The organism is Streptomyces tanashiensis (assembly GCF_014648895.1).
Classification (GTDB): domain Bacteria; phylum Actinomycetota; class Actinomycetes; order Streptomycetales; family Streptomycetaceae; genus Streptomyces; species Streptomyces tanashiensis.
In genome coordinates this window covers 298,385-313,707 of sequence record NZ_BMRZ01000008.1, presented here as the reverse complement: position 1 = coordinate 313,707, position 15,323 = coordinate 298,385, and the positions used below count along the sequence as shown (strand labels likewise).

Here is a 15,323-nt window from a genome sequence, read left to right as displayed (position 1 = left end):
CGTCATTCCTCACCGACCACGGAGAGAACGTCCTTTGAAGCACCCAGACACCTCCACCGCCACTCGCCGCCGCCCGCTCCGGGCCCGTGCGCTCACCGCGTCCACGGCGGCGCTCCTCCTGCCGCAGGTCCTGGCGGGGAGCCCCGCGTCCGCCGCCACCCCCGGCGATCCGGCCCAGGGGACGCGGGGCGTCGCCGTCGTCACCTACAACCTGGGGGACGAGGCCCATCGGCTGCCGGAGACCGGGGAACCCGTCGAGATCGCCGGGACCGTGCACTACCCGAAGGACCTCGGCACCACCCCGCGGCCCCTCGTCGTCCTGCTGCACGGCTGGCACGAGACCTGCGCCGACCGGTCGGCGGTGGCGGCCCGTGCCGCCGCCGAGGAGGCCGGGGACTGGGACGCGTACGAGGCCGCCAGCCGCAAGCTCTACAGCTGGCCCTGCGCCCCCGGCACCCGGCCCATCGCCAGCGACCGGGGCTACGACTACCTCGGCGAGAAGCTGGCCGGCGACGGCTTCGTCGTCGTGTCCCTCCGTGCCAACGGCATCAACGCCTCGTCGGTCGAGAGCGACGGGAACGCCTCCGCGCGAGCCGGCCTGATCAACAAGCACCTCGCCCTGTGGCAGCAGCTCGACGCCTCGGGTCGCGGCCCCCTCGCCGGCGCGTTCCGCGACGCGGCCACGGGCAGGCCCGCGCGCGTCGACTTCAGGCGCCACGTCGACCTGAACAGGGTCGGCACCATGGGCCACTCGCGCGCCGGCGCCGGAGTGACCTGGCAGGCGGCGGACCGTCACAAGGACCAGTGGCCCGCCGGGGTGAAGATCAGGTCGGTGCTTGCACTGGCCCCCGCGTACAACGTCATGACCGAGGACATGACCGCGTACGAGATCACGGACACGCCCCTCGCCGTGGTCCGCGGGACCTGCGACGGCCAGGTCGGCCCGGAGGCGCTCACCTTCGCCGCCGACGCGACGGCCAGGAGCTCCGCCGGGTTCCACCCGTTCGAGATGCGCGGCGCGAACCACAACTACTTCAACACGCAGTGGTCGCCGGAGAGCGGGGAGGTCGCCGCCCGCGACGACGCCGTCCACGACGCCGACCGTCCCGGCCAGTGCACCGAACGCGGTGGCTCCACCTTCGAGACCCAGCTGAGCGAAGCCGCCCAGCGCCGGGCCGGCGCGGCGTACACCGCCGCCTTCTTCCGCCGGTACCTCACCGGCGGCGAGCGGTTCGAGGCGGTGACGACCGGAAGGTGAGCGTGCCCGGCGCCGCATGCGTAGCATGCGGCGGACCGGGCGAACCGAAGGGGGAAGGGGCTTCCGTGTCGAGACGCCGTGTGGTCGTGGTCGGAGCCGGGATCGGCGGCCTCACGGCCGCGGTGGCCCTGCACCGGCGCGGTTGGCAGGTCACCGTCTGCGAAGGGGCCCCCGAACCTCCCGTCACCGGTGCCGGGATCGGCCTCGCCCCCAACGCACTGCGCGCGCTCCGGGCCGTCGACGTCGACATCACCCGGGCCATCGGCGGAGCCGTACCGGCCACGATGGGGGTGCGCCGCCCCGACGGCCGGTGGCTCACCCGGATCGGCACCTCCGACATGGCGGCGCGCTACGGGATGCCCCCGATCGCCGTCCCGCGCCCGGCCCTCACGGCGGCTCTGGCCGCCGTGCTGCCGCCGGAGGCACTCCGGTACGGCACCGTCGTGACCGCCGTCGACGAGGTCGCGGGCCGGCCGGTCGTGCGTACGGAAGCCGGCCCGGAGCTTCCCGCCGACGTGGTCGTCGCGGCCGACGGGATCCACAGCCCGTCGCGCCGTGCCCACTTCCCCGACCACCCCGTCCCGCGCTACCTCGGCGAGACCGCCTGGCGGGCCCTCGTGGAAGCTCCTGATCTCGGGATCCAGGCCATGAGCGAGACCTGGGGGCGGGGCGAACGGTTCGGCGTGACGCCGCTGACCGACGGCCGGTTCTATCTCTACGCCACCGCGGTCGTGCCCGCCGGCATCCGGTCGGACGACCCCCGTGCCGAACTCCGCCGTCGCTTCGGGTCGTGGCACGACCCGATTCCCGCCCTGCTCGACCGGGTCGACCGCCTGCCCCTCGCCGATGTCCTCCGGCACGACCTCCACGAGCTGGCCGCTCCGCTGCCGCGCCTGCACCACGGCCGGATCGCCTGGCTCGGCGACGCGGCCCACGCCATGGCCCCGAACCTCGGCCAGGGCGGCTGCCAGGCCATCGAGGACGCCGTCGTCCTCGCCCACCTCCTGCCCGTCGGAGCCGGCGCTGAGGGGGATGACGGCGACGACGACGGCGGTGGCCGTGGCGGCGCGGACGGCGATCGCGGCGCCGACGGCATTCCGGCCGCCCTCGCCGCGTACACCGCGGCCCGCCGTGACCGTACCGACGCCGTGCGCGTCCGCGCCCGCCGGGTCGGCCGCCTGGGAGCCCTCCGGCACCCGCTCGCCGTGGCGGCCCGCGACCTCGCGGTGCGTGCCACCCCCGACCGGCTGGCCCTGCGGGGCATGGACGACCTGTTCAACGGCTTCCGCCTGCCGGAGCGGCCGATGGGGTGAGCCGCCGGGCCCCGCGACTACCGGGCCCAAGGGAGTTCGCGCGTGCCCTCGGCGCCGGGAACGGAGGCGACCCCGTCGGCACGCATCGCGACGTGGGCCTCGGCCCGCTCGGGTGCGTGGATCCGGCGGATCCGGTCCGCCGGCAGGACCAGGGTCTGCCCGGCCGAGACCTTCTCGGTGCGGTCGTCGCAGGTCACCTCCAGGGTTCCCGTGGTGACCGTCCAGACCTGTTCACGGCTGACGGAGTGCTCGGGACCCGTCGCCCCGGCCTCCATCGCGACCGTCCACGTGCTGAGTTCGGCGCTGCCGCGGCTGGGGGCGGCCCGTCCGGTCATGGTGGCGTTCGGGGAGACGGTCACGTGCTCGGCCGCGGGGGTGATGACCCGTACGGCGGGGTCCTCGGTCCCGTCCGCCGCGGCCCACTCGACGAGCTGGACGACCACTCCGTTCGGGTCGGTCGTCTGGAACAGGCGCTCGCCCCAGGGCTCTTCGCGCAGCGGCATGGTGATGGGCGCGCCCGCCGCACGGAGCCTGGCCTCCTCGGCGGCGAGGTCGGTGACCGTGAGCGCGAGGATCAGGCCGGTCGCCTCCCGGTCCCGCTGCTCGGCGGGGAGGACTTCGGTGCCCTTGCGGAGCAGCACGATGTCGACCGCGGCGTCCTCGCGGGTCAGGGAGGCGAAGCCGTCGTCGGCCATGGCGACCTGATAGCCGAGATGGGTGCAGAGGAACGCGCGGGAGGCGTCCACGTCGGCGACGGTCAGGGAGAGAGTGGAGGTGGAGACGTTCATGAGGGTTCCTCGGGCGGTGTGTGTGGTGGGCCGGGGTAGGCGTCGACGCGTTCGTCATCGGTGGTCGTCCGCTGACGACGGCTTCTTCGCGAAGGCGGTGGCGGTGACTACCGCAGATGCGTGTAGGGCCTGTTCGAACCCTGGCCGGTACGTCCCGCGCCTGGTGACCAGCGTGTCGAAGCGTGTCGCCGGACGGCCGGCGACGCTCAGCGGCCCGCGTGCGGGCGTCGATGTCGTCCCGGGGAAGCCGACGACGGTCGCCACGGCCTTCTCGCCCTCGACGGGGACGATGGCGTGCGGGTCGCCGGGGCCCGCGAGGTAGCGGTCGAGGGTGGCGGCGAGGTAGGAGGTCAGTCTGCGCATACGGATGCTCCTCGGGTGCTGTGGTCAGGCGCCGGCAGGTCGAGCTGGTACTCGTGGACGATCTGCTGGGGGCGGAAGCCGAGGCACCGGTTGACGGCGAGCATGTGGGTGTTGTCGTCGGCGTTGTCGGTCTCGATCTCGACGATGCCGGGGTGGGTGTCCTTGAGGGTGCGCAGCATGGTGGCCTTCAGCCACAGCCCGAGCCCGTGTCCGCGGTGGGCGGGCACCACGGCGGTGTCGTACTGCAGAGCCCGGCGGGTCTCCCCGGCGCGGATGACGATCTCGGTGTAGCCGCCCATGGTGTCGCCCTTGAGGGCGGCGAGGGTGAGCAGGGTGTCTCCCCGGTCCGCGAGGACCTGGGCCATCTTGCGGACCCGGTCGGCGTCCCAGCTCACGCGGCCGTAGTCCATGTCCCCGGTCGGCATGTCGTTCATCGCGTTCTTCGCCGCGGCGAAGGTGGCGGCGAGGTGGTCGGGGACCGTGCCGGTCCAGCCGGCCAGTTCGTAGCCGGGGTGCTCGGTGTCGGCCGCGGTGTCGTCGGCCTCCGCGACGGGCAGCAGGAGTTGATGGAGCGTCATGACACGGCGGAAGGAGCGCGCGGTGCAGAAGGCGTCGCCCGCGGTGCCGTCGGTGGTCACGGTCAGCATGCTGCGGCGCCGTTCGACCTGGGCGGCGAAGGCGGCCGTGGACAGCAGCTGGGTGCCCACGCCGCGGCGCCGGGCGTCCGGGTGGACGTGCAGTTCCAGCTCGGCCAGGTGGTCCTGGCCGGGTGAGGTGAAGAGGCGCAGCCCCGCCACACCGACGACCGTGCTGTCGGGTCCGGTGGCCAGCCAGAAGAGTCTGTGGCTGTCCAGGCCCGCCGTGGTGAGCTGGGCGTGCACCTGCTTGGGGCTGGGCGTCGGCCGGTCCGGAAGGTCGTGCCGGCCGGCGGCGCTGACCACGGCGTGCCAGGCGGCGGTCTGTTCGGCCGACAGCCAGGCCACGGGGGCGACGTGGATCTGCTGGGACAAGGGGAAAGCTCCTCGGATCGGTGTGGTCTCCACGCTAGGGAGCACCCCCACCCGGGGAATCGGCCTGCGTTACCTGTCCCGGCGACCGACAGGGGCCGCCGTATCAGTCATCGGCTACCGATGGGCGGCCATGACGTCCGGCAGTTCATGGCGCGAGGCCACGCCCAGCTTGGGGTAGGCCCGGTAGAGGTGGTGTCCGACCGTCCTGGGGCTGATGAACAGCTGGGCGGCGATGTCCTTGTTCGACATGCCGTCCGCCGCCAGCGTGACGATGTGCAGCTCCTGCGGGGTGAGCAGCGAGAGGACACCCGGGCCGCGACGGGGAGCCGTCGCGACGCCGGTGGCCTCCAGTTCGGTCTGGGCGCGGTCGGCCCAGGCCCGGGCGCCGATCACGTCGAAGGCCTCCAGGGCCGCGGCCAGGTGCGTCCTCGCCTCGGACTTGCGGCGGTCCCGGCGCAGCCACTCGCCGTACAACAGCCGCGTACGGGCGTGTTCGAAGGGCCGGCTGTCACGGTCGTGGAGTCGAAGCGCCAGGGCGAAGGTGTCGTCCCGGGGGTCGAGCAGGGCCCGGCAGCGCTGCAGGAGCGCCTCGATCGAGGGTGCGGGCACCCGGTGTGCCAGGTCCGTCAGCCGGTCGAGCGCCCCCGTGGCCAGGTCGGCCTCGCCCAGGCGTACCGCGGCCTCGATCAGGTCGGGCAGGCTGCGTTCGGCGGGCAGTTGGTGCCGCGCCGGGCCGTGGTACAGCACCGAGAGGTGATCCAGGGCCTCCCGGACCCTGCCGTGACCGAGGTCGAGCAGACCGAGCGCCCATCTGGCCCGGTGCAGGCCCGCGGGCCGGGCGCCCGTGCCGGGGTCGGTCAGCGCCTGGCGGGCGAGGTCGCGGCAGCGGTCCTCGTCGCCCTCGATCGCCGAGAGATAGGCCAGTACGCCCTGCGCGTGACTCACCCAGTGGGGCTGTCCGGTGGCCTCGGCGATGCCGAGGGCCTCCGCGGCGCTGGTGGCGGCGTCACGGTAGCGGCCCAGGAAGGTCTGGGAGATCGCCGCGTAGTACAGGGCCGAGGGGAGTACGCCGACCCGGCCGGCGGTCCGTGCCGCGGCCGCGACGTCCGACGCCAGGGTCTCGGCTTCCGTGTCGAGGCCGCCCATCAGGCCGATGCCGCAGATCATCAGCACGTCCCTGGCCTCGTGCGCCCGCAGGGCGGCCGCCTGCGCGAAGACCTCCGCCAGGCCGGGCAGCCGCTCGGTGGAGCGACCGAGCGCCAGGGCCGTCAGCCAGCCCTGGAGCCGCAGCACCGACCACGCGGGATCGCCCGCGGGCGGCCGCAGCGTCTCCAGCCGGTTCGCCGTCACGGTGGCGAGGTCGTGCTCGCCCGCGAACCAGGTGGTGTGCAGGGCGTCCATCATCACCTCGACCGCCCCGACGGGGTCGCTCTCCGCGAGCCTCGTGGCCTCCGCCAGCTGCAGGGCGTGGGCCTGGCGCAGGAAGCCCTGCCCGGCCGCGGCCGTCGCCCGGACCCGGACCAGGCCGCGGCGGGCCACCGGGTCGGTGACCCGCTCGGCCAGCGCCTGGGCCCGGGCGAGGGCGCCGGACTCCAGGGCGGTCTCGGCGGCGAGGGTGAGCAGGCGGGTGCGGACCTCGGCCGTGGCGGCCAGCTGGGCCGCCCGCTCGTAGGCCGCGGCGGACGCCGCGTACCCCTTGCGTCCGGCGGCCAGCGACGCGGTGCGCTCCAGCTCGGCCGCGATGTCGGCGTCGGGTCCCGTGGCGGCGGAGGCCAGGTGCCAGGCCCGCCGGTCGGCCTGGTCGGCGTCGACCAGCGCGTCCGCCAACGCCCGGTGCGCGCGCAGGCGTCGGTCGAGGGGGGTGCCCTGGTAGACCGCGGCCCGTACCAGGGGATGCCGGAAGGTCACCTGGGGGCCGTCGACCCGCAGCAGGCCCGTCTTCTCCACGGCGGGCAGGTCCTCGATGCCCGCGCCCATCGACTCCGCGGCTCTCAACAGCAGGCCCAGGTCGCCGGTGTCGTCGGCGGCGGCCACCAGGAGGAGGGTCCGGCTCGCCTCGGGCAGTCCGCCGGCCTGGGCGTGGAAGGCCAGCCGCAGCCGGTTGGTGAGGGGGAGCGCGGGTCCCGGCGTGGAGGTGGCGAGTGCGGTGGGCAGTTCGATCAGGGCGAGGGGGTTGCCCGCCGCCTCGGTGAGGACCCGCCGGCGGACCTCCGAGGCCAGGTCTCCCTCGCGGGCGTCGACCAGGGCGGCGGCCGCGTCGCCGGACAGCCCCTCCAGCCGCAGTTCCGTCAACCCGGGTGTCGGGAAAGGGGCTTCGCCGTCCCGGACCGCGAACACCATGGCGACGCCCTCGGCCCCCAGCCGCCTCGCCGCGAACAGCAGCGCCTCGGCCGAGGGCCGATCCAGCCACTGGGCGTCGTCGATCAGGCACAGTACGGGGGCGTCCTCGGCCAGCTCCGACAGGAGGGTCAGCACGGCGAGGCCGACCATCATCCGGTCCGCGCGCACGCCCAGGGCGAGACCGAACGCCCCTTCCAACGCCTGGCGTTGGGGCTCGGGGAGACCCCTCAACTGCTCCGCGAGCACCGGACGGAGCAGCAGGTGCAGGCCGCCGAAGGGAAGCTCGGCCTCCGACTCGATCCCCACGCCCCGCAGCACCAGCATGTCGCCGTGGACGGCGAACGAGTCCAGCAACGCCGTTTTGCCGATGCCCGGTTCACCCCGGACCACCAGGACACCGCTCGTCCCGGTGCGGGCGTCCTCCAGCAGCCTGCCTATGACCGATCGCTCGGCATCCCTCCCGTAAAGCATGCAGGTCAGGTTACCCGTACGCCGGTCGTCCACGGCCTCGTCCGCGCAGGGGCGGGACCGGCCGGCGGCCCCGCCCCCGCGGGCCGTCGCGGCCTACGACACCAGCCCCTGGCCCTCCAGTTCGGTCAGCCGCACGGTGCACAGGCCGCCGCGCTCGGTCTTCACATCCGTCACCTTCAGCTGGGTGCCGGGGGTGAGGATGTACTCCTCCTCGCCCGTGAACGCGGAGAACCGCCGGATCCCCACCGCACGCGTCGGAGTCACCTCGAACAGGGTTCGCCGGCCGCGGCTCCCGAGGAAGGACCGCGCCACGCCGGGCTCGGACGTGCACGACGAGACGCCCCACCAGGTTACCGTGCGGCCCAGCGGATACTGCGACCGCAGATCCAGCGCCACACCGCGCCACAGCGGCCGTGTCTGCGCCGGAAGGTCGGCGACGGCCGAGAACAGCAGGCGCAGGTACGGCAGGTACGGCACCAGCCGCTCCCGGTCCGGGGACCGCAGCACGGCGTTGATCTCGCGGTAGAACGCCGACTCGCACGTGTACAGGTACAGCGCCGAGATCGCGTCGGCGGACAGCCCGGGCCCGCCCGCGGCCTCCGCCTCCGCCACCTTGGTCTCCGCGAACCGGCTCGACCGCTCGACGTACCCGTCCAGGTTCGCCAGGACCCGAGTCACCGGCTCCACGGCCTTCCGGAAGTCCATCACGGGCAGGTCGAACACCCCGGTGATCGGCGGCAGGACGAGCCCCTCGTCCTTGACGCTCGTGAGGCGCTCCAGATAGAGCTGGTGCAGCTCCATCGTCGACGCGATGAACGCGCCCATGCGCTCCGCGACACCGCCGCCGCCCGACCCGGCGCCGCCACTCGTGTCCTGGTCCCAGCCCTTGCGCGGCAGCCAGTCGACCGGCTCGGCCCCCACCGCCGCCAGGGCGTCGTTCACCTGGGCGAAGTGGTCGCCCTCGCAGAAGACGTCCCCCTGCGCCGCCGGATTCGCGTGGTCCAGGTGCCGTACCTCGACGCCCGGGTACTTCTTCTCCAGCCGCTGGACGACCCGCTTCAGGCTCCGGGCGTGCGCGCCCCACCAGGCGAACACCACCCCGCGGTCCTCACCCTCGGCGTCCTGCTTCGCCCGGAGGATCTCCTCGACGATCTGCTCGGCCACGGGCCGCCAGAAGGACGTGTGCTGATCGGTCGGCACCGCTCCGTCCGCACTCGCCGTCAGGGAGGCGTTCAGCAGGAGCACACCCTGCGTCAGCATCGCCTGGAACCACTCCGGCGGCTGGACCGTGTCCTCCTTCTTCAGCAGCGCCCGGACGTCGGCGATCGGCGTCTTCTTGGCGATGCCGTACTTCCACATCGCCGCCGCCTTGATGAGGCAGCGAATGCTGACCACCCGGCCGAACTGGCTGTCCTTCCAGTCGTGGAAGGTGTTGTCGAACATCGCGATGCCGGTGGCGCTCTCCGCCCGCGGATACGGGTTCTGCCCGAAGGCGACCACCTTCCACTTGTGCGGCGGATGCGGCTTCAGCGCCTGGAACGTCAGCTCGCGCACCGGAACCACCTCCGGGCTCCGCTTCGGGCCGATGAAGGCACCGGCCCCCGGCTGTGCCTCGATCACCGGGCCGAGCAGCGGCAGCCACGGCTCACCTCCCCCGGTGAACAGCTCGGCAAGACCCAGCGGGTCCGAGGGCGCGGCGGCGGGCTTCTGCTCCGGCACCTTGATCCGCACCCGCTGCGCCGGCCCCGCGCCCTCGATGTCGTCGAGCTGCCCCAGCACCGCCGCCCGCAGCTCGTCGTAGTCCGTGAATCCGTGGTCGTGGAAGAGGGTGTAGCCCGTCCACATCAGGTTGGCGCACACCTGGGCGGGCACCTGCCCCGTCCGCGCGCCCATCCCGACGAGTGCCACCGACCGGATGCTGCCGGGCTTCGCCAGATTCTGCAGGTGCACCGCCTGGAACGCGGCCGCGCACGCCAGCGCCACGTTCATGGTGGCGCTGACGTCCTGCGAGGACTGCCGCATCGTCGGCGTCGAGATCAGATACCGGGGCACGGCCGCCCCGGACGGGACGCACACCGCGCTGCCCACCGGCAGAATCCCGCCGAAACCGTCACGGATCGCCCGCTGCACCCGCACCTGGACCCCGGCGCCGAGGTGCCGCTTGACGACGGCGTCGACCCCTCCGTCCATCCGCCCCCGCGCGTTGGTCGGGGACACCCACGCGTCGACGTCCACGTCGAGAAGGGACCCCTTGCGGATCTCGACCCCGGGCGTGTCCGCGAACGCGGACCGCCAGGCCTCCACCACCTCGTCGTTGACATCGACGAGAACGACCTTCACCGCACGCTCGACACCCACGAATTCCCCCTCCTCGTGCACTCTTTCGAACGTTCTCGAAGCTATCGCGCACCACTGACAACGCCCGTGAGCCGTGTCTCATCGGCCCGACCCTGCTTGCTATGCAACTCGTTGCATAGCAAGATCTGGCGCATGGCGCTCGACCACGCGATCCTCGTCTCCCTGCTCGAGAAGCCCGGATCCGGCTATGAGCTGGCCCGGCGCTTCGAGCGGTCCATCGGGTACTTCTGGACCGCCACCCACCAGCAGATCTACCGCGTGCTCAAGCGCATGGAGAGCGACGGCTGGGTGGACGTCCGGGACGTGCCGCAGCAGGGGCGCCCGGACAAGAAGGAGTACTCCGTCGCCGGGCCCGGCCGGGACGCGCTCTCCGCGTGGCTGCACGCGCCGATCGAGCCCGAGAGCGTGCGGCACGACCTCGCGGTGAAGATCCGCGGTGCCGCCTTCGACGATCCGGCCGCACTGATCGGCGAGGTCCGGCGGCACCGGCAGGCGCACACCGATCGCCTGGAGCACTACCGCGCGGGCGAGGCGCGGGACTTCCCGTCGTCGGGCGCGGACGGTCCGCCCGACGCCGAGCGGGAGCTCCAGCACGCCGTGCTCCGCGGCGGCATCGCGTACGAGCGGATGATGATCGCCTGGCTCGACGACGTCCTCGCCACGCTCGCCCGGTTCGAAGCCGGGCGCTGAACCACACCCCCGCACCACCACACCCTCATCCCGAGCCGGAAAGGCGGACGTCATGGCCGACCCGCTGCTGTTCAACCCGCACACCTACGACCCCGCGCACTTCGACCCGGAGACCCGCCGGCTGCTGCGGGCCACCGTCGACTGGTTCGAGGCGCGCGGCAAGCGCCGGATCATCGAGGACTACCGGACCCGTGCCTGGCTCGGCGACTTCCTGGCCTTCGCCGCCGAGGAAGGGCTCTTCGCGACCTTCCTGACGCCGTCCTCCGCCGCCGGTGAGCACGAGGGCGACAAGCGCTGGGACACCGCCCGCATCGCCGCCCTCAACGAGATCCTCGGCTTCTACGGCCTCGACTACTGGTACGCCTGGCAGGTCACGATCCTCGGCCTCGGCCCGGTCTGGCAGAGCGACAACGCCGCCGCCCGCGCCCGCGCCGCCGAACTCCTCTCCCAGGGGGAGGTGTTCGCGTTCGGGCTCTCCGAGAAGTCCCACGGCGCCGACATCTACTCCACGGACATGCTCCTGGAGCCCGACGGCGCGGGCGGCTTCCGCGCCACCGGCTCCAAGTACTACATCGGCAACGGCAACGCCGCCGGACTCGTCTCCGTCTTCGGCCGCCGCACCGACGTCGAGGGCCCCGAGGGCTACGTCTTCTTCGCCGCCGACAGCCGCCACCCGGCGTACCACCTGGTCAAGAACGTCGTCGACTCCTCGAAGTACGTCAGCGAGTTCCGTCTGGAGGAGTACCCGGTCGCCGCCGAGGACGTGCTGCACACCGGCCGTGCCGCCTTCGACGCCGCGCTCAACACCGTCAACGTCGGCAAGTTCAACCTGTGCACCGCCTCGATCGGCATCTGCGAGCACGCGATGTACGAGGCCGTCACCCACGCGCAGAACCGCATCCTGTACGGCCGCCCCGTCACCGTCTTCCCGCACGTGCGGCGCGAGTTGACCGACGCGTACGTCCGGCTCGTCGGCATGAAGCTGTTCAGCGACCGCGCCGTCGACTACTTCCGCACCGCGGGCCCCGACGACCGCCGCTACCTCCTCTTCAACCCGATGACGAAGATGAAGGTGACCACGGAGGGCGAGAAGGTCATCGACCTGATGTGGGACGTCATCGCCGCCAAGGGCTTCGAGAAGGACAACTACTTCGCCGAGGCCGCCGTGGAGATCCGCGGCCTGCCGAAGCTGGAGGGGACGGTCCACGTCAACCTGGCGCTGATCCTGAAGTTCATGCGCAACCACCTCCTCGACCCGGTCGCGTACGAGCCCGTCCCGACCCGTCAGGACGCGGCCGACGACACCTTCCTCTTCCGTCAGGGCCCGGCGCGCGGTCTCGGCTCGGTCCGCTTCCACGACTGGCGGCCGGCCTACGAGGCGTACGCCCATGTGCCCAACGTCGCCCGCTTCCGCGAACAGGCGGACGCGCTCTGCGAGTTCGTCCTCAAGGCGGCTCCCGACGAGGAGCAGAGCCGTGACCTCGACCTGCTCCTCGCCGTCGGTCAGCTCTTCGCGCTGGTCGTCCACGGGCAGCTGGTCCTGGAGCAGGCCGCTCTGACCGGTCTCGACGAGGACGTGCTCGACGAGCTGTTCGCCGTCCTGGTCCGCGACTTCTCCGCCCACGCGGTCGAGCTGCACGGCAAGGACTCCGCGACCGAGCAGCAGCAGCTCTGGGCGCTCGGCGCCGTGCGGCGCCCCGTGGTCGACGAGGCGCGGTCGGGGCGCGTCTGGCAGCGGGTGGAGGCGCTGTCGGGGGCGTACGAGATGACGCCCTGACCGTACGCCGCCGTCAGCCCGCGACCGGACGGCCGTCGGCGTCCACCACGACGCCGTCCCAGTGGCGGTCCCACGCGTCGCCGATGTACTCGGGCACCATGCCCGCGGGGTAGCGGACCCAGCCCTCGGGCGGCTCCTGGCCGTCGGCCACGCAGTCCTCGCCGACGTCGCCGACCGCCTTGACCGGGTACCGGCCGTAGCCGCAGACGCGTTCCTGGAGCGAGCAGCCCGTCAGGAGGAGGGCCGCGCCGATGCTCGCCAGGACGAGGCCGGCGAGGCCGCGGCGGGCGGGCGTCCGGCCCGTCGCGGGGCGGGGCGGACGGGGGTCTCGGGTCTGCTGCGTGGTCACTGTCACGGGCCTCTCTCGCTGGTGCGATCAGTCTCGGCGAGAGCGGTGTCCCCGTGATGAGTACGCGTACTCACTCGCTGGTGAGTGGTGCGGAGCCTCCGCCGTCCGTCCGGGTGCGGACGGACGGCGGAGCCTCCGGGGGAGCTACGGCTTGGGCAGGGTGCAGCCGGCGCGGTTGAGGTCGATCACGTTCCCGGGGCCGATGCAGGGAACGAGGGTGTACGTCTCCTGGGCGTAGTTGATGCCCTGGCGGACGGTCACGGTGCCGTTCTGGTCGATCTCGCACGGGTTGTTCACGGTGCAGCTCTCACCGCTCTCGTTGCCCGTGTTGTTGACGGCGACGACCTTGCCGGTGGTGGCGTCGATCACGGGCGAGCCGGACGTGCCGCCGATCGTGTTGCACGCCGCGGTGTAGCGGACCGAGTCCTTCCAGGTCCAGTCGCCCTCCTTCATGCGGTAGACGAAGCCGTCGACGTTGCAGCTGTAGATCCGCTTCCAGTACCCGGAGACCACCTTGATCGCCGAACCCTGCGTCGGGTGGGCGTCGTTGAGGGTCAGGGCGGCGATGCCGTACTGGCTCTGTATCTGCGCGTACGTCTTGGTCAGCTGGTAGATCGAGATGTCCGTGTCCGTCATCGTGCCGTACGCGATCTTGCTCGCGCGCAGCGTCCCGACGCCGGTGCCGGCCGAGTTGAGCAGGGTGAACGAACGGCTGGACCGCCGGTCCTTGACGACCTGGCCCGGCCCCGGCATGCCGGTCTCCAGGCAGTGGCCGTTGGAGAGGACGAGCGCGGGGTCGCTCGGCAGGGAGCTGGGGGTGCGGACGACGGAGCCGGAACAGTTGCTGAGCGCGACCGTTCCCGCGAAGTCGACGGCGGCCACGGCCTGACCCTGGGGTGCGGGGGCGGAGGCCGGGGCCTGTGCGACCGTCTCCCGGGGTGCGGAGGCGGCGGCCGGGACCGCTGCGGCGCCTGTCAGGAGCAGGGCGAGCAGCGCGCCGGCGAGAGGCTTCTTCATGTGGGGGTTCCCCTCTGAATGACCGTGCAACCGAGAATCCTTCGGTTGTCATGTGCATTCTTGGAAGGGAGTCGCTCAAGTGGCAAGAGGGCGTGGGGGGTTGAGGGGGGTGTGTGTCCGGCTTTCGGCGAGATGATCACTCGTTCGTGAGTTCCGCCGCGGTCGTCGCCCCTCCGGCGCGAGGCTGGGAGGAGTGACGTCGACGCTGTGTGTCTGGGGGATGGGTGTGACGCGAGAGACGGGATCCGGCGGGGGACCGGACCAGCGGGCCGTGCTGCTCGCGGCGGGTCTCGCCGATCTGGCGGTGAGCACGCTGGGGACGGGCCTCGGGATCGTGCGCGGGCTGCTGAGGCGCTCGGACACCGCCGAGATGGCGGCCGACGCCGGACGGGACCTGGAGGCGCGCGGCCGCCTGGTGCTCGACCGGTACGTGTCCCCGCCGCCGGCCCACCTGGAGGTCCTCGCCCGGCACGTGAAGGCGCGACGGGCCGGCGACGGTGGCTGAGCGGTGGGAGCCGGCCGCGTTCAAGGCGCGCGTCGACGAGGTCGTCCGGTGCCACGTCGCCGCCGAGGCCGACGAACTCACGGCGGTCGACCCGGCGCTCGGACCGGTGGCGGAGCAGCTGGAGTCGGCGGTCGCGGACGGCAAACGGCTGCGGGCGGCCTTCTGCTACTGGGGCTGGCGCGCGGCGGGACAGCCCGACAGCGACGCGCTGGTCCGGGCGGCGGCCTCCATGGAGCTCGTGCACGCGGCAGCCGTCGTGCACGACGATCTGATCGACGACAGCCCGCTGCGGCACGGCCGCCCCACCGCGCACGTGGCCCTGCGCGACGCGGTCGCACACCACCCCCGCGCCGCAGCCGGAGCCCGGTCCCTCGCGATGCTCGTCGGCGACCTGCTCATGTCCCTCGCCGGGCAGCTCTTCGTCACCAGCGGCCTGCCCGCCGCCTACCTCGGCCGCGCCCGTCCCCTGTGGGCGGCGCTGGCCCGGGACCTCGTCGCGGGGGAGTGCCTGGAGATCCTGCACACCGGCGCCGCACCGGACACGGCGGCCTCGCTGAAGGTCGTCCGCCACAAGACGGCCAAGTACACCGTCGAGCAGCCCCTGCTGATCGGCGCGGCCCTGGCCGGGGCCGGGGGGCGGCTGCGCGAGGGGTGCTCCGCCTACGGAGTGCCGCTCGGCGAGGCGTTCCAGCTGAGGGACGACCTGCTCGGCCTCTTCGGCGACCCGGAGACCACCGGCAAGGCCGACGCCGACGACGTACGGGGACACCGGCCCACGGCCCTGCTCGCCGAGACCTGGCGGCTCGCCGACGACGGGGAGCGCGGGCGGCTGCGCGAGCTGCTCCGCCCGCGCGAGCCCGACGGGGACGCCCTGGAGGCCGTACGCGAGCTGATGCGGCGGCTGAAGGCGCCCGACCGCGTCGAGGCCATGATCGGCGAGCGGGTCGAGGATGCCCTCCGCGCCCTCGACGGACTGAACCTGCCCGCCGCCCCCGCCACCGCACTCACCGCCCTCGCGCACGCGGTGGCGGTCCGCCGTTCCTGACGGAGACACGTTCCCGGCGGAGAGCGGCTTCCCGGCGGA

The 15,323-nt window shown here is 73.0% G+C and carries 13 protein-coding genes; 6 read left to right on the top strand and 7 right to left on the bottom strand.

The genetic code is table 11. From position 1 onward, the window contains the following. The first annotated feature begins 34 nt into the window (after nucleotides 1–34). A complete protein-coding gene (locus IE237_RS24540) occupies nucleotides 35–1,258 on the top strand; it encodes an alpha/beta hydrolase (protein WP_189804258.1) in 1,224 nt (407 codons plus the stop codon). Nucleotides 1,259–1,323: 65 nt separating this feature from the next. After that, nucleotides 1,324–2,571: an FAD-dependent oxidoreductase gene (locus tag IE237_RS24535; RefSeq protein WP_189804257.1), complete on the top strand. Its 1,248-nt coding sequence runs from the start codon at nucleotides 1,324–1,326 to the stop codon at nucleotides 2,569–2,571. A 17-nt stretch (nucleotides 2,572–2,588) separates the two neighbouring features. On the opposite strand, the gene IE237_RS24530 is transcribed toward IE237_RS24535, so the two are convergent. The 5 genes from IE237_RS24530 to IE237_RS24510 all read right to left on the bottom strand — a co-directional run bounded on the left by IE237_RS24530 (nucleotide 2,589) and on the right by IE237_RS24510 (nucleotide 9,901). Next, complete coding sequence (locus tag IE237_RS24530; RefSeq protein ID WP_189804256.1) at nucleotides 2,589–3,359, bottom strand: VOC family protein; 771 nt, start codon at nucleotides 3,357–3,359, stop codon at nucleotides 2,589–2,591. A gap of 54 nt (nucleotides 3,360–3,413) precedes the next feature. Continuing rightward, complete coding sequence (locus tag IE237_RS24525; RefSeq protein WP_189804255.1) at nucleotides 3,414–3,722, bottom strand: hypothetical protein; 309 nt, start codon at nucleotides 3,720–3,722, stop codon at nucleotides 3,414–3,416. Beyond that, nucleotides 3,710–4,732: a GNAT family N-acetyltransferase gene (locus IE237_RS24520; RefSeq protein ID WP_229842862.1), complete on the bottom strand. Its 1,023-nt coding sequence runs from the start codon at nucleotides 4,730–4,732 to the stop codon at nucleotides 3,710–3,712. Before IE237_RS24520 ends, IE237_RS24525 begins: the two co-directional genes overlap by 13 nt. Before the next feature lie 114 nt (nucleotides 4,733–4,846). After that, nucleotides 4,847–7,543, bottom strand: coding sequence for a helix-turn-helix transcriptional regulator (locus IE237_RS24515; protein WP_189804254.1), 2,697 nt, complete (start codon nucleotides 7,541–7,543; stop codon nucleotides 4,847–4,849). A 93-nt stretch (nucleotides 7,544–7,636) separates the two neighbouring features. Further along, entirely contained in the window at nucleotides 7,637–9,901 is a 2,265-nt protein-coding gene (locus IE237_RS24510; protein ID WP_229842861.1) for an ADP-ribosyltransferase domain-containing protein, read from the bottom strand. Nucleotides 9,902–10,033: 132 nt separating this feature from the next. Between IE237_RS24510 and IE237_RS24505 the strand changes: the two genes are divergently transcribed. After that, a complete protein-coding gene (locus tag IE237_RS24505) occupies nucleotides 10,034–10,591 on the top strand; it encodes a PadR family transcriptional regulator (RefSeq protein WP_189804253.1) in 558 nt (185 codons plus the stop codon). 52 nt (nucleotides 10,592–10,643) lie between these two features. Next, on the top strand, nucleotides 10,644–12,368 hold the full coding sequence (locus IE237_RS24500) for an acyl-CoA dehydrogenase family protein (RefSeq protein ID WP_189804252.1): 1,725 nt from the start codon (nucleotides 10,644–10,646) through the stop codon (nucleotides 12,366–12,368). A gap of 13 nt (nucleotides 12,369–12,381) precedes the next feature. On the opposite strand, the gene IE237_RS24495 is transcribed toward IE237_RS24500, so the two are convergent. Next, nucleotides 12,382–12,723: an SCO0607 family lipoprotein gene (locus IE237_RS24495; RefSeq protein WP_308433114.1), complete on the bottom strand. Its 342-nt coding sequence runs from the start codon at nucleotides 12,721–12,723 to the stop codon at nucleotides 12,382–12,384. Between the two features lie 138 nt (nucleotides 12,724–12,861). Beyond that, nucleotides 12,862–13,734 carry a S1 family peptidase gene (locus tag IE237_RS24490; RefSeq protein ID WP_189804251.1) on the bottom strand — a complete coding sequence of 291 codons (873 nt, stop codon included), beginning with the start codon at nucleotides 13,732–13,734 and terminating at the stop codon, nucleotides 12,862–12,864. 226 nt (nucleotides 13,735–13,960) lie between these two features. Here IE237_RS24490 and IE237_RS24485 point away from each other — a divergent pair, with 226 nt between their 5' ends. Beyond that, the gene (locus IE237_RS24485; protein ID WP_370468257.1) at nucleotides 13,961–14,239 is read left to right on the top strand and encodes a polyprenyl synthetase; all 279 of its coding nucleotides are present in this window, start codon (nucleotides 13,961–13,963) and stop codon (nucleotides 14,237–14,239) included. Further along, nucleotides 14,232–15,284, top strand: a complete 1,053-nt coding sequence (locus IE237_RS24480; protein WP_189804249.1) for a polyprenyl synthetase family protein — start codon at nucleotides 14,232–14,234, stop codon at nucleotides 15,282–15,284. Before IE237_RS24485 ends, IE237_RS24480 begins: the two co-directional genes overlap by 8 nt. Nucleotides 15,285–15,323 lie beyond the last annotated feature (39 nt).